This is a genomic window from Paraburkholderia sabiae (assembly GCF_030412785.1).
In the GTDB taxonomy this organism is placed as follows: Bacteria; Pseudomonadota; Gammaproteobacteria; order Burkholderiales; family Burkholderiaceae; genus Paraburkholderia; species Paraburkholderia sabiae.
This window is the reverse complement of record NZ_CP125297.1, coordinates 179,571-192,604: the sequence shown is the minus strand read 5'-3', so window position 1 is coordinate 192,604 and position 13,034 is coordinate 179,571. Positions and strand designations below refer to the sequence as shown.

The following is a 13,034-nucleotide window of genomic DNA, read 5'->3' as shown; positions in this document are numbered from 1 at the left end:
CGTGCCTGTACAATTCGCTCTCGACATCTTGTCACTGATTGTACAAGACCAAAGTCGGCAGTCCGGTAGACGAACGTTTGCTGACCGGGCTACAGAATGAAGACGCGCGACCGATAAAGTATTTATGCGTAAAGAAGACATTCGAACCATCGTCGAAGCTGCATGCGAGACCGCAGACTCAATTGTGGGCGCGAGAGCGTGGAAGACGGAAGAAGACGCCAGTGCTATGCACGATGTGATTTTTTGGGAAGTGCTTGCCAAGCAACTGCCGGACTACTCAGTAGCCGAAGTGTTGGCACTTTTCGATGAGCAAGGCCAATCGAAGGGGAATCGGACAGCTTGACCGCCCGCTTACTTCGCGGGCTGTCCAAGAGGCGAACAGGTGCTAAATGCGACGCCTGGCTGATGTCAGGCAGCGAGCTGTGAGCCAGCGATTCAGTTTATACACGTGACCATAAGCGAAGAGGCCTCGGGCTTGTCCTGGCGTTCGCCGATCTGCCATCCAGCAGTCATGCCAGTTGGCCGTATACCATCACATCATCGATACCCGTCCTTCAGGAGGCCTGGCCGGGATTCGTTAATATCTGAAGCTTCGGGTATTCACGAATCCCGGCCATACCTCTTCAGGTAGTCGACTGACTACTCATCTTTCATGCAGCAAGGGCCTTTCGAGTTCACGCGAGCGGAGAGCGTCCGCGACCGCTGCGCCTTGGCTTGTGAGCGCTTGCAGACAACATCGGAGACGATTCCGCCGCAATGTTCGATCGTCGTCCCGGCGGACGTACAATCGCTCCCGGTCACTCGCGGGAAGGCCCTCGGAAAAATCCCGTCGAGCTCTTGTCCCCGCCGATGCTCCCACGACGTCGGCGGGTTTTTTTCGTCTCGCTGTAAGGAATCCGTTCTGACTCGTGTCAACCAGTGCGCAGCGCGAAGCCAGCTGTCAGCGCCCTGTAACATTGATTACACCGACGACGTCGCCGTGATTCTCATATCCGCACGACATACACGCCAGCCGGGCTTGAATCTTCAGGTTCTCTTTTGCCACGTGTGCGCAGCGCGGGCACGTGCGGCTCGTGTTGTGCGCCGGTACCGCGAGCAGCATATCGCCGGACCAAGCCGCGTCTTGTACTCAAGTTGGCGCCAGGGATTCGCGCCCGCGTTGGTCGAGAATTGACCTATTGAGCCTGGCCTTTGCCCGGACATTCTTGCCTGGCGCCTCAATGGTACCGCTTGCCGACTTGCTCATGTTGAGCGTCTGCAGGCCTTCGATACATACGAGCGCGTGGTTTTTGCCAATCGTTGCAGAAGCTGTGTGCAGGAAGCCTTTGCGGGCGTCCGCGATGTCAGTGTGAATGTTCTGGACGCGGGCATTGGCCTTCTTCCAGTTCCGGCTGAACTTCTTCTTCGCCATGCGCCGCTGGTATGTGGGGAGGCGCTTCTCGTGCTTCCTGAACTGTTGAGCGAGGCGATGTGCGAGCCATCGCTCAGCATGGCGAAGCGTTCGATTCCGACATCTACGCCGATCGCGCTTGTGGCCGTCGGCAAGGGTACGTTGACTTCGCGCTGCGTCTGGATGCTGGCAAAGCACTTCTCGCCGGACCGGCTGACCGTGACGTTGCGCACCTCGCCGAGCACGGGCCGACTGTTGCGGTAGCGTATGTAGCCGAGCTTCGGCCTAAACAGGCGGCGGTTACCGCGCTCGAGCTTGACCTGTTCCGGGTCCGGGAACCGGAAGCTGTCCCTGCTGCCCTTGCGCTTGAAACGCGGAAAATCTGCCGCTTTTCCCCGAAGGTCGAATAGGCGCGCTCGAGGCTAGATAGCGTCAAGCAGCATGGCCGGTTTACCGACAATCATCTTGGCCGGTCGACCGGGATGGTTGTCGGTAGTTATCCGGTCATGGTTGTCGCTCCTTGTTGTTGATTGTCGCCGGATGATTGTCGGCGCCGGCTGTTCTGTTTGTCGCTGGCCGTGCGACGACGGTAGCTTTCGACATTCATCTCGAAGATCGTCGAATGATGGACGAGCCGGTCGATTGCAGCGACGGTCATGCCGGGATCCGGAAACACGTCATTCCAGCCCGAGAACGGCTGGTTGGCGGTGATCAGAAGGCTGCGACGCTCGTATCTTTCGGCAATCAGTTCGAACAGCACACTGGTTTCGGCTTGGTCCTTCCTGGCATACGACAGGTCGTCCAGGATGATCAGGTCGAAGCGGTCGAGCTTGGCAAGGGCTGAAGGCAACTGCAGGCTCTGACGTGCAGCCTGCAGCTTCTGCACAAGTTCGCTGGTCCGTGTGAACAGCACCCGGTAGCCGGCGTCGATCAGCGCATGTCCAATGGCACATCCCAAGTGACTTTTTCCTGCTCCGGGCGGGCCAAACAGAAGCGCTGTGGCGCCTTTCTCAAGCCATGAATCGCCGGTCGCGAGCGCCATGACGTGCGCCTTCGAAACCATCGGCACCATGCTGAAGTCGAAGGTCGCGATCGTCTTGGTCGGGTCCAGATGCGACTCGGCACGGTGTCGTTCGATGCGCCGTTTGGCCCGCTCGGCCAGTTCGTGTTCGAGCAGTGCGCCGATCAGCCGCGTCGCCTGCCAGCCCTCCTTGTCGGAGCGCTCTGCAAACTCGGGCCACAGGCGGGCGATGGTCGGCAGACGCAGTTCATTGAGCATCAAGGCAAGACGGCCGGCATCGTAGGCGGGCGTGCTCATGCGACCTCCTTGCCCAGCAGGTCGTCATAGCTGCTTGCGGGTGGCATCTCGACATTGACGACTGGGCACTCGGCGTGACGCGGTGCAAACTCCTCACGAAGAGTCTTCAGATCAGGCAGCTTGCCGTCAACCAGCAACGCGTTCAGGCGCGCGGCCAGCACGGCCTCGACGCCATCGAGCGCGGCGAGCTCAAGCAATCCAACGATGACTTTGCACGCCTCGCGTTGCGTCAGCCTCGCCTCCAGCTGTTCCCACGTCCGGCGATACGCCTCACGCGGAAACAGCTCATCTCGAAACGCAAGCCCCTTGAAGGCCTGTGGCTTGCGTTTGAGGCTCTCAATGAAGTGTCGGTAATCCAGTGCGCGGCGGTTGTCGCTGGCGCGCGAGCCTCGCGAGGTGCTATGCACCAGCGCGCCCGACAGATAGCAGTCGAGCCGGTCACCGTACACGCGCACTTTCAGGCGGTGACCGATCAGGCGCGACGGCGCGCTGTAAAGAATGCCGCGAACAGTGAAGGTGCTGCAGCGTGTAACGCGTGCTTCTTCCTCGACGAAGTCGGTCGTGCGCCTTAACGGCAGATCCATGAGCTGTTCGCGCTCAAGACGGAACGCCGCTGCGTTACGCCGGTTGCGACGCATGACGACCTCGCGCAGAAACTCATCATAGGCCGCACGATCGGCGAAGTCCCGGTGACCGCGCAACATCAACGCCTGGTCGACGGCTTCCTTCAGATAGCGATGCGATGACTCAACGCTACCGTTCTCGTGACCCAGGCCGCGATTGTTGCGCGTCCCGTTCATGCCATAGTGCTCGAGCAGCGCCGCATAGCGCACCGTGAAGTCGTCTTCGTCCGCGAGGTTTCTGAACGCCGCTGACAGACTGTCAGTGCGATGCTCGCGCGGACATCCTCCGGCCTGCCAAAGTGCGTTCTGCAATCCCATGGACAGTGCTTCGAAGCTCTCACCGCCTTCAACGACATTGGCGTATTCCCAGCGCGAGAACGCGAGCACGAAGTGGTACAGCCGGTGTTCGAATGGCACACCAGCGATCGTCACTCGCAGTTCGGCCATGTCGGTAAAGTCGGACAGGCCGCGTGCGCCGGGCTCGTGCAGCTGCGGGAAGAAGACTTCCTTCGGTGGGCCCGACATCGCCCTCCAGTGCCGCACGCGTCGCTCGAGTGTGCGGCGTGTGCTGTCGGGATATTCCCCGGGATGATCATCCTGAAGCTTGCGCAGGATCGTGACCGCCTGAAGTTCCGGCGCGTTCGCGAGCATCGGAACGACTTCAGTATCCCAGACGTCAGCGAAGGGGTCGGGACGGGAACGCCAGTAACGACGAGGTTTCTGGGATGGCAGTAAGGCGTCTCGTTCTATGCGGCGCGCGCTGCGCACGCTGATGCCGGCCTTCGCGGCGGCGATCTCCTGAGAGTGATGTTTGCGTTTGGACATGTAGAGGCGAACCTGTTGGTCGGTAATACGGGTTCCGGACATGCGGCTGATCGCTTCTTCTTGATTTGATCAGCCATCGTAGAACCCAGCCGACTCGGCGCCGCCGTTGGGGAGAGCTCTCCGGCGGCTACGCCGCCTCCGACCTCTCCCCAACGGCCAAAACCTCTGTCGCTATACCGGCCAAGATGATTGTCGCCGCGCACGAGGCCCTTTAGCGCCTGCTGCGATGGGTTCAGGGGCGCGTCGGCAAGCCACGGCGTTGCCCGCTGTTCCGCTACCCGGTGAGCAGCTTGCAGGGGGCAGGTTAGCCGAACTTTTTCTCGCCAGCCGCATAGCGCTCATTCTGCAACCCAACGCCTTGTTACAGCCGAAGCGGCGCGCGCCACCGAATGGCACATCTTGCGCTTGCTCATTGGTGGGCATCAGTTCGAATTTGAAGGCTTGGAGGCGTCTGATGAGTCCGTTTAGCGCGGTCCATGAGACTGAAGCGACTTATGCGGAAGACCGCACTAGCACCTGAGAAGGACGCCTTCGGCGTCCGTGCGATTCTCACTCGCCCTTGAAGGACAAGGCTTGCCGCGCCCACCGGTCAATTCGAGAAGCTGATTTCGCGCGAGTACGACCGCTCAATGATCTTGTCCAGACGGTCGCTCGCTTGAAGCAGGAAATGCAAAGGCGTTTCTCGCAGTTGCCTGTCGTGCTCGTTGAGAACCTGCGTCAAAAGGGCTATGGTTTCTGGCGGATAGTCCCAGACGCCGGTCTCATCACCGTGCTCATATATGGTCGTGAGTTGCTTGTACGCGTCCTTAAGCGCGCACAGATCTAGCAGTCCATGTCCGGAATCTGTCAGAAAGCGAGTGAGTAGCACGGCGGTGTAAAGCCGTCTTGTTAGCGGTGCGTCTGTATACCCTCGCTTCACCGCCTCCAGTGCCGCGCGGTACATCAGCACCAGCTCGTCGACTTCGGGGCGGGGCATCGGCAAACGCAACAACGCTTCCTCGCGTCGTGCAGATTGCGTTGTTTTCGAAACTCGGTTCTTTCTAGACATATCAGCTTTCCAGATCTGCGATTCCCTGCACGTCACCTTCGCGCTCGATCAGGCGTAACCACCTCGTCAAGTTGTCGCTGCTGCCATCCAGCAGCCGATCAACCAAGCCAAGATCGTTCGCCTTGGCCAGCATGTTATGCAGCCCAAGGTGCGCCACCAACAGATAGTACATGCACCATGTCATATGTCGCTGAAAAGCTCAAATGTGCCATTGAGGATTTGCATCGGCACGGCCGGCGTTGCTACGACGTGCGCAATGAATTACACGGTGATGCTGTCATGGCACAGAAGCATCGTGCTGTGCTTGGCACAGAACCGTCGCATTTGACCAAATCCAAGATTGTTCCAGATTGTTCGCTGCGACGTACGGCGGAATTGATTTGATTGAGTGTGTTTTTTTGCGTTCATTTCGTCGTTTCGCCGGATTTCTGCAAGACGTAGAGGTGTCGCATGTCCGCATCGAATCATGCCTGGCCGCTGGCTCTAGCCGGCTTAACCCTCAACCCGCTACGATCTTCAAAGTGCGGCGAACAGTTTCGACTGAGGCGTTGATTCGAGGGTTGCGCAGTGCCATCTTCACCGCCGGCGCAATTCCTCGTGAGAGGGGGATGTCGCTATCGATGTCGGATTGTTCTTCTCATTGCTGCGCATCGATTTCGTGGCCGCATTCGTGGCCCCCCTCGGCTCGATCCCAGTCAATGAAGGTTCTTCGGCGCCTGGGCATTCGCGCAAAGATGCGCTTCATAGGTTTTGCCTCCAGCAGGTACCCCGGCCTAGGACGGCCGAAGGAAGCGCCAGTTTCCTGGAGATGCACAATTTGGCACGTGAGGAAGTTCTTCCAGCAAAATGTCATTGCTGAAGCGTCAAAAAGATGCCGCACCATGGTTCCGGTGCGGCGTCGCCGAATGGGGAACCCCCGTTTGAGCTCCAGCAGCTAAACCTCCAAGACGACGAAAAGTCCACAACGGGATCGGCCGATGCGGATGCCAAGGACCGGTGCGTTCCATGTTTCGGAACTTAGTCGATTATAAGACGCGCGGCGCGTCAGTGGTTTGCGCAGTTCGGCCAAAGCTGTGGCCGAAAGAGACAACAGCGAGAACGCGCATTATTTGCTTCCGTCGCGGAAGCGAGCGTGGCCTGTGCTGGGGCGGGATGCGTGGGGTCTGCGGAGCTTTAATGCGATTGTCCACCGGTCTTCGCAGGAATTCCGCTCCGAGGTTGATTGTTCGCCGATTGTCATCGATGAAGTCGCTTTAAAATTTCCCCGCTCCACGCGTGGGACGCTTGTTGTCATCGTTACGTTTGGGAACACGCACCGGTCCTTACGGTGCGGTCTTTTTTGCAGTGATCGCATGAGCAACGCGTAAAGTCTTTCTTGGCAGCGCTACGCAGGAACGTGCGGCGCTGCCTCTTTTCGTCTCGCTATCGGTGGCGCATTCCCATTCATGGGTTGGCCAATCCAAAAGGGCTCTGCGAGGCGTAACGATGAAATGCTGCGTTGATGGCGACGATAGGGCTACGCGCGAAGCGACGCCCTGTAGGCTGCCGCCAGCGCTAAATTGTTCGACGATGGAAGCCTCGCTGGCAACGACATCGTTCAAGCTGTGCTCGCCAGGGGACGGTAATATCGCGCTCGTGAGTCGTGAACTGTGTAGGACCCTCCACGCGGGTGGAAAGCCCACACGCGGCCGGTGTTTGGAGGTGCTTAGGGCTTGCCGAGCTTGTGCTTGTGCGCTTCGCTTCTTAGGCATAGATCTCGGAGCAGCCATCGAGCGACGACCTCGGGAGGATCTATCCCCTTGGGGGAAAATTTAATGTCAGCATCGAAGTAGACGATGACTGAACCCGACGTGACGCGGTAGGTTCCCGTGTAAGTCACGCCAGCGATTTCAACACTCAATGATTGCATCGATTGGTATTCGGCTGTGGGGGCGGTTTGAAAGCGTGACCCTAAACCCAGAGCGGGTAAGCGGTCAACGAATTGGAATGAAAATCTGCTAACGAATTGTTTTTTGGAAATTGTAAGGAAGGCTTGGAATCAGCGGCGGCATTGTGACACTGCAATGTCGACATTTGTTGAGCTCTGAACTTCGTTCGCTAGGTTTGAACTCTCCGCAATCGACGACCGGATCATGAAAGCGAGGCAGTATGCCCGTCGACGGTATGCGGCTGGAGCGAGCGTCATGAATGTCGTGGGGGAAGGGGCGGCCAACTCAGTTCGGCCACTAGCATTCATTGGACTACCTTCGTGAGGTCGTTGAAGGTCACCAAGCCTTGACACGACTCCGGATTCGCCGCGGCAGCCCCTTGCCCGTCGTCCGCCCGGAGCTGGAGAAGGCCTTGAATCCAGGATCGACGGGACCGGCGCCCGCACCGACGGCGAGCACGGGAATCCTAAAATTGTCGGTACCGAACGTGACGCTAAGACGGGCTTCATCGGCTATCGCTGCGGCGCCGCTCACGCTTTCGTTGCAGGCTGCTGAGTTACAGGCACCTGAATTCCGTTTGTTTTGTTCGGTTGTTCTCGTTCAGGTATTCGCAAGTCGAATCGGACTGAACGCGCGGCGATGACCTTCCTGCAAGTGATGTCGAAGAGCTCTTCGTGAGTTTGACAAGTTTAAGGAGAACACTCGGCCGGGGCGGTGGCGCAGAGGAGTGGGTGACCTCATTGGCCGGCAATGGTGCGTGAAGCTAGAGTACTACGATCGGCGCATCATGAAGCTCGCTCAGTATCTTCAGAAGCGCGGCCTCAAACCCAACCGGCACGCACAGTATCGCAGGTACGTCGCCGCGATGCGTGGGTGGCTCGAAAGCGAGGTCGGCCGTTGCCTGAACGGGCTGGTAGCAGTGCGCACACCGGCCGAGCTCGTGTTCGAGCGGCTCGATCTCCGCGCGCCGGGCCTGAGTCGCTGGCTCAACAGGCTGATCTCGGACATCGGCATCACATGCAGGAAAGTTATCGCCGCGTATTCGTCACAGGCCGATTCGGCTCGCGGATACGTAGATAAGAATAACCGCACCGACCAGGCGAAACTCAAGTGCCTGTGGTGCGGGCACGTCAGCACGCGGATGTCAAGGCGGCGCGTAACGTGATTCAGAGACGTTCTCTGGGTGATACAGATACGAGCCGGGCGTCTCGCGATGCACTCCTCGGCGCGCTGGTAAGCCAGCACGTCGCGGATTCAACAGGCCTCGGGGTAGGTCTGCCGACCCGAGACGGTCCAATCCGTATTTCCGGTCCTGGATAGCCTCGGTGAGGTCAATCGAATCTTACGTGTGAATCAGTTTCCACACGAACTTCCGGATACCCCGGAAATATTGTGCTTTAGGTCGTCGGCTTGAGAAGGCCTTTCCCTGATTGCACCTCGCCTAGACCCAGGTCGGGAGGTTTCTAAGAATCGATGGCTGACGGAGTTCAATCGAGGCCCAAAGCAACTACAAACGAGCGACCGATCGTCGCTAACCGTGGGAACCTCGGAGCAAGATATACGATCAACGCGACCCCGCCGTGAACGGCGGAGCATGCGGAGGTAACGTAGGCTCGGGTTGACCAACCTCTACGCGCGGTCATACTGCACGGTCAGCGACTTTGTCACCTTGCGCGTCTCGCGCCACGTCATCACCAGCTCAAGGCTCTCATCAGCGCGCAGCGGCCGGTGTGTGTCAAAATCGCTCTTCGGGGGCTTGGCGAAGCGGGCGTTATAAGCGGCCATGAAGAGCGGAGCGTACGCATTGGTGGCTTCGGCCACCGTGTTGATGCCGCGCAGCCTCAGTTCCTTGACGAGCCGGTCCTGCAGCGTCAGGTGCGCACGTTCGACGCGGCCCTTGGCCGGACTGCTGTTTGCACAGAACGTGTCGATGTTCAGTTCGTACATGGCCCGCCCGAAGTGCGTCACGCTATTGCCATCCTTGTTCGCGCCTGACTTGCGGAACACACTGTACTTGTCGCTGTAGAGTGCGCCGGGTTTGCCATGGCGCTCGATGTATGCGCGCGTCGCTTCGAAATAACTAAAAGTTGATTCGGTCGTCGTGAAATGCAACGCCATCAACCGGCTCGTCGCATCGCCGACATACACCAGCAGCGTGCAGGCCGGCGCCCGTTCCTCGAACCACCGGTGATCGCTGCCGTCGATCTGCACCAGTTCGCCCAGGCAGGCGCGCCGCGCGCGCGGCTGGTAGACCTTCGGCGGGCGCTGCCGGCGCGGTATCCACAGCTCGGCTTGCGTCATCAGGTTACGTACGGTTTCCTTCGCGAGCCGGATGCCGTGACATTCGCGCAGCTTCTCACACGCCAGGGTCGGGCCGAAATCGGCGTATCGCTCCCGGACGATGGCTAGAGCACGTTGGGCCAGTTCGCCGTCCAGTCTCCGATTCCCGGGCATACCGCGCTTGCGAGAGATCAGTCCAGGAGCGCCAGACTCGCGGTATCGGGCCACCAACCGCCGTACTTGCCTCGTCGTCAGACCCAGACGTTCGGCAGCACGCCATGGCTTGAGCCGTCCCTCCGTCACATCCTGAATGACTTTGAATCTGTCCAGTTCCCGCATCGCCATTGTTATCCGTTCTGTCACAGCCATCGATGTCTAGAGCGCCCGAAAACGGCGGGTGGCTAGCATACGACGGCATCAAAAGCGGACATTTCTATGCGGCTAAGCGGACATTACCATCTAGCCGCTACATACATAAAAGTTGATAATGAGGTAGCCAGTGCTTTCGCAATTCCTGAGGCCTCTGGAACCAGGCACCGCTGCGCGCTCAGCCACGCATGCAACGCATCCATCACCGGTCTCGAACGGCTCTGGCGCAGCGCACGCCGTGCATCGGGATCAAGCACCGCGGCTTCGCGTTCGATTTCGTATAGCGTGCCGAAGTATTTCAATGCCTGCCCGGCGATCTCGCTCTGATGGTTTGCATGCAGCTCGAAGAACTTGCGTCGCGCATGTGCAGCACAGCCGATCTCCGTGATGCCCCGGGTAAAGCTGTTCTTGTAGCCGCTGTAGTCGTCGCACACCAGCTTGCCCTGCCAGTCACCCAGGAAGGCGCGCGCATGCTCCCCAGCGCGGCTGTCGGCGAAGTCATACACGACCGCCTTGAGCGACGCGTATTGCGTCGTGGTATACGCCCACAGATACGCACGATGTGTCTTGCCTTTGCCCGGACTGAGCATCTGCACAGGCGTTTCATCCGCATGCAGTACAGCCTGACGCAGGATCTGTTCGCGCAGTGCATCGACCAGCGGCTGTAGTCGCACGCCGCACACGCCCGCCCAGTCGCCCAGTGTCGACTGAGGGATCGCCAGCCCTGCGCGGGCGCAGATGCGTTCAAGCCGGTACAGCGGCAGATGATCGGCGAACATCGATACCGGCACCCAGGCCAACAGCGCGGCCGTCGGGATGCCCTTGTCGATGATGTGCGCGGGCACGGGTTCCTGTGTCAGCGTCTCGCATTGACGGCACACCCACTTGCCGCGGATATGTCGCTCGACTGTGAACACGCCTGGCGTGTAGTCAAGCTTCTCGCTGATGTCTTCGCCAATGCGCTCGAGCTCGCAGCCGCAGTGACATGCCGTGGTATCCGCGTCGTGATGAATGTCGGTGCGCGGCAGATGCGCCGGCAATGGTGCGCGTCGCGCACGTTGCTGTCGTGATTTGCGTTCGGGCGTATCACGCATGAACTCTCGGTCATCAAACGGCAACAGTTTGGCAAGCGCAGCGAGCTGGTCGATACGGGTTTGCCGATATTGCAGCTCCCGTTCCTTCTCACCGACTTCGCGCTCCCTGTCTGCAAGCTGGACGGCCAGCTGTGCGGCCAGTGCGCGAAGCTGGTCAGGGCTGAGCGTGGTGAGATCGACGGGCAGGTCCATGACATCGAGTCTGCCAGACACACCACGCATCAGGAAGCGAAACTGTTTACGTGCGCGTCGCCTTCACACCACGGTAATGGCGTGATCGCTGGCCAGCGTGCGCCACGGCAGTCCCGTGACCAGTGCCCGTAACTGTTCCTGGTTCAGCGGCAGTGCAACGGCCTGCTCGCCGTTGCTCCATATAAACCGCCCGCGATTCAGGCGCCGCGTGGCCAGCCAGATCCCCAGGCCGTCGTAGACCAGTACCTTCATTCGCGTCGAATGCCGCTTGGCAAACAGGTAAGCATGGTGCGGGCGCGCCGCGCCGAATACCTTGACCACGCGTGCGAGCAGCGTATCGGCGCCCGCACGCATGTCCACGGGCTCAGTTGCCAGCCAGATCGCGTCGATGCGGATCATCGCAACCACCCCTGTAGCCAGGCCGCGCAATCATCGGCCGCCGACACCGGCCAGGCGGGCCGGTCAGCGAAGTCGCGATGGCCTCGAAGCATCAAGGCCTGGTCGACGGCTTCCTTCAGATACCGATGCGAATATCGCCGTAGTCGCAGTTGCCCGTGAACTCAGCGGATTCATCTGGGACATCTGCCGGCTCTCCTTGTCGCTGGCCATACCGCGCCAGACACAGATGCCATGATCTACAGCAATGCTACGCGACCGCATCCAACGTAACGACATGCGAAGAGTTTCCTGAAGGCGACGTAGCCCGGCACACGAGTAACCCGCGACCAGGGTAGGCAACGGATATTCATCCGACTTGCGGTGGTAGGTAGCGGAAGGCTCGTTGGGCGGACATCTGTAATGCGGTAGCCAACAACCCGCGGATATCAGCTTGATCCGTAAGTCAGTATGACTTTCCGTGGGTAGAGGGGCTGGCCTGGCGTGGGGCATCAACGCGGGTTAGCATCGCTGCCAGAGCCGCATGGGTGGGCAAAGGCCGCACCCCGGCAACTTCCCCACGGAGGCCAGCATGGACAACGATAGCACGGTGTACGTCGGGCTTGATGTGCATAAGGAATCGATCACAGTTGCCTATGCGATTGATGCGGGTGAAGTCGAGCTACTGGGTAAGATCGGGACAACGCCGACGGAAATTGATCGCTTGTGCAAGCGACTGCGATCCAAAGGGCGGCATATCCGAGTCGTCTACGAGGCTGGGCCCTGCGGTTACGGGCTGTACCGGCGTCTGGTCAAGCAAGGCTTCGACTGCATAGTATGTGCGCCATCGTTGATTCCACGGAAGCCTGGAGAACGGGTCAAGACTGACCGACGCGACGCGACGCGATAAAGCTGGCGCGTTCGCTGCGTGCCGGCGACCTCTCAGCGGTATATGTACCAAGCGTCGAGGACGAGGCATTCAGGGATTTGGCGCGAGCCTGGGCATCGGCGAGGGACGATTTACGGCACGCGCGACAACGACTGAAGTCCTTCCTGCTAAGCCACGGTGTGCACTATGTCGGACGCGCGGACTGGGGCGCCGCACATCGACGCTGGCTAAGCAAATATTCCTTCGAGACAGCATGGAGGCAACTTGCATTTGAAGAACATCGACGCACAATCGAGGATCGGCTAGCACAGTGTGAGCGACTGGAAGTGGCGCTGCGCGAAGCCGTCGTCGAGTGGGGTTTCTATCCGGCAGTGCTGGCGTTACAGGCGATGCGCGGCATCCAGTTCATTACGGCAGTCGGCATGATCTCCGAGCTCGGCGATCTCTCACGCTTCGAGCATCCACGCCAGTTGATGGCGTGGCTGGGCATCACACCTTCAGAACATTCGTCCGGAGGAACGCGACGCCAAGGGGGCGTCACCAAGGCGGGTAACAGCTATGCAAGAAAGCTGCTGGTCGAAGCAGCGTGGAGCTACCGACATCCGGCCCGCGTAGGTAAAACACTGCAGCCTCGACACGAAGGCATTCCAAAGGCGATCGCCTCCGTAATGCGGTACCCAACCCGCGGATATCAGCGTGATTC

The 13,034-nt window shown here is 59.5% G+C and carries 10 protein-coding genes and 3 pseudogenes; 4 read left to right on the top strand and 9 right to left on the bottom strand.

The window, feature by feature from the left end:
* The first annotated feature begins 124 nt into the window (after positions 1-124).
* Entirely contained in the window at positions 125-343 is a 219-nt protein-coding gene (locus QEN71_RS40660) for a hypothetical protein (RefSeq protein ID WP_201662689.1), read from the top strand.
* Between the two features lie 597 nt (positions 344-940).
* Here the strand turns inward: QEN71_RS40660 and QEN71_RS40655 are convergent.
* Complete coding sequence (locus tag QEN71_RS40655; protein WP_233472229.1) at positions 941-1,102, bottom strand: transposase; 162 nt, start codon at positions 1,100-1,102, stop codon at positions 941-943.
* Positions 1,103-1,129: 27 nt separating this feature from the next.
* Complete coding sequence (locus QEN71_RS40650) at positions 1,130-1,411, bottom strand: transposase (RefSeq protein WP_201662693.1); 282 nt, start codon at positions 1,409-1,411, stop codon at positions 1,130-1,132.
* A 30-nt stretch (positions 1,412-1,441) separates the two neighbouring features.
* On the opposite strand from QEN71_RS40650, the gene QEN71_RS40645 reads away from it, so the two are divergent.
* Complete coding sequence (locus tag QEN71_RS40645) at positions 1,442-1,654, top strand: hypothetical protein (protein ID WP_201662696.1); 213 nt, start codon at positions 1,442-1,444, stop codon at positions 1,652-1,654.
* Positions 1,655-1,886: 232 nt separating this feature from the next.
* On the opposite strand, the gene istB is transcribed toward QEN71_RS40645, so the two are convergent.
* The 4 genes from istB to QEN71_RS40625 all read right to left on the bottom strand — a co-directional run bounded on the left by istB (position 1,887) and on the right by QEN71_RS40625 (position 5,376).
* Complete coding sequence (gene istB / locus QEN71_RS40640; protein WP_201662960.1) at positions 1,887-2,708, bottom strand: IS21-like element helper ATPase IstB; 822 nt, start codon at positions 2,706-2,708, stop codon at positions 1,887-1,889.
* Positions 2,705-4,198 carry an IS21 family transposase gene (istA, locus tag QEN71_RS40635; protein WP_201662963.1) on the bottom strand — a complete coding sequence of 498 codons (1,494 nt, stop codon included), beginning with the start codon at positions 4,196-4,198 and terminating at the stop codon, positions 2,705-2,707. The genes istB and istA overlap by 4 nt, the downstream gene beginning before the upstream one ends.
* Before the next feature lie 547 nt (positions 4,199-4,745).
* Positions 4,746-5,204 carry a hypothetical protein gene (locus QEN71_RS40630; RefSeq protein WP_201662774.1) on the bottom strand — a complete coding sequence of 153 codons (459 nt, stop codon included), beginning with the start codon at positions 5,202-5,204 and terminating at the stop codon, positions 4,746-4,748.
* 1 nt (position 5,205) lies between these two features.
* Positions 5,206-5,376, bottom strand: coding sequence for a hypothetical protein (locus QEN71_RS40625; protein WP_233472234.1), 171 nt, complete (start codon positions 5,374-5,376; stop codon positions 5,206-5,208).
* A 2,543-nt stretch (positions 5,377-7,919) separates the two neighbouring features.
* Between QEN71_RS40625 and QEN71_RS40620 the strand changes: the two genes are divergently transcribed.
* The gene (locus QEN71_RS40620; RefSeq protein ID WP_201662777.1) at positions 7,920-8,297 is read left to right on the top strand and encodes a hypothetical protein; all 378 of its coding nucleotides are present in this window, start codon (positions 7,920-7,922) and stop codon (positions 8,295-8,297) included.
* A gap of 470 nt (positions 8,298-8,767) precedes the next feature.
* Here QEN71_RS40620 and QEN71_RS40615 read toward each other — a convergent pair.
* The 3 genes and pseudogenes from QEN71_RS40615 to tnpB form a co-directional block, all read right to left on the bottom strand.
* Positions 8,768-9,781 (bottom strand): annotated as a pseudogene (locus tag QEN71_RS40615) (ISNCY family transposase); the annotation flags it as partial.
* A 116-nt stretch (positions 9,782-9,897) separates the two neighbouring features.
* A pseudogene (tnpC, locus tag QEN71_RS40610) lies at positions 9,898-11,067 on the bottom strand (IS66 family transposase); the annotation flags it as partial.
* 63 nt (positions 11,068-11,130) lie between these two features.
* Positions 11,131-11,466 carry an IS66 family insertion sequence element accessory protein TnpB gene (gene tnpB / locus QEN71_RS40605; protein WP_290468291.1) on the bottom strand — a complete coding sequence of 112 codons (336 nt, stop codon included), beginning with the start codon at positions 11,464-11,466 and terminating at the stop codon, positions 11,131-11,133.
* Between the two features lie 568 nt (positions 11,467-12,034).
* Here tnpB and QEN71_RS40600 point away from each other — a divergent pair.
* Positions 12,035-12,990 (top strand): annotated as a pseudogene (locus QEN71_RS40600) (IS110 family RNA-guided transposase); the annotation flags it as partial.
* Between the last annotated feature and the right edge of the window lie 44 nt (positions 12,991-13,034).

Bases quoted from the DNA above. Each gene is read 5' to 3' on its own strand.
- QEN71_RS40660 (WP_201662689.1), top strand. From the start codon at position 125: ATGCGTAAAGAAGACATTCGAACCATCGTCGAAGCTGCATGCGAGACC.
- QEN71_RS40655 (WP_233472229.1), bottom strand. From the start codon at position 1,102: ATGCTGCTCGCGGTACCGGCGCACAACACGAGCCGCACGTGCCCGCGC.
- QEN71_RS40650 (WP_201662693.1), bottom strand. From the start codon at position 1,411: ATGGCGAAGAAGAAGTTCAGCCGGAACTGGAAGAAGGCCAATGCCCGC.
- istB (WP_201662960.1), bottom strand. From the start codon at position 2,708: ATGAGCACGCCCGCCTACGATGCCGGCCGTCTTGCCTTGATGCTCAAT.
- istA (WP_201662963.1), bottom strand. From the start codon at position 4,198: ATGTCCGGAACCCGTATTACCGACCAACAGGTTCGCCTCTACATGTCC.
- QEN71_RS40630 (WP_201662774.1), bottom strand. From the start codon at position 5,204: ATGTCTAGAAAGAACCGAGTTTCGAAAACAACGCAATCTGCACGACGC.
- QEN71_RS40625 (WP_233472234.1), bottom strand. From the start codon at position 5,376: ATGTACTATCTGTTGGTGGCGCACCTTGGGCTGCATAACATGCTGGCC.
- QEN71_RS40620 (WP_201662777.1), top strand. From the start codon at position 7,920: ATGAAGCTCGCTCAGTATCTTCAGAAGCGCGGCCTCAAACCCAACCGG.
- tnpB (WP_290468291.1), bottom strand. From the start codon at position 11,466: ATGATCCGCATCGACGCGATCTGGCTGGCAACTGAGCCCGTGGACATG.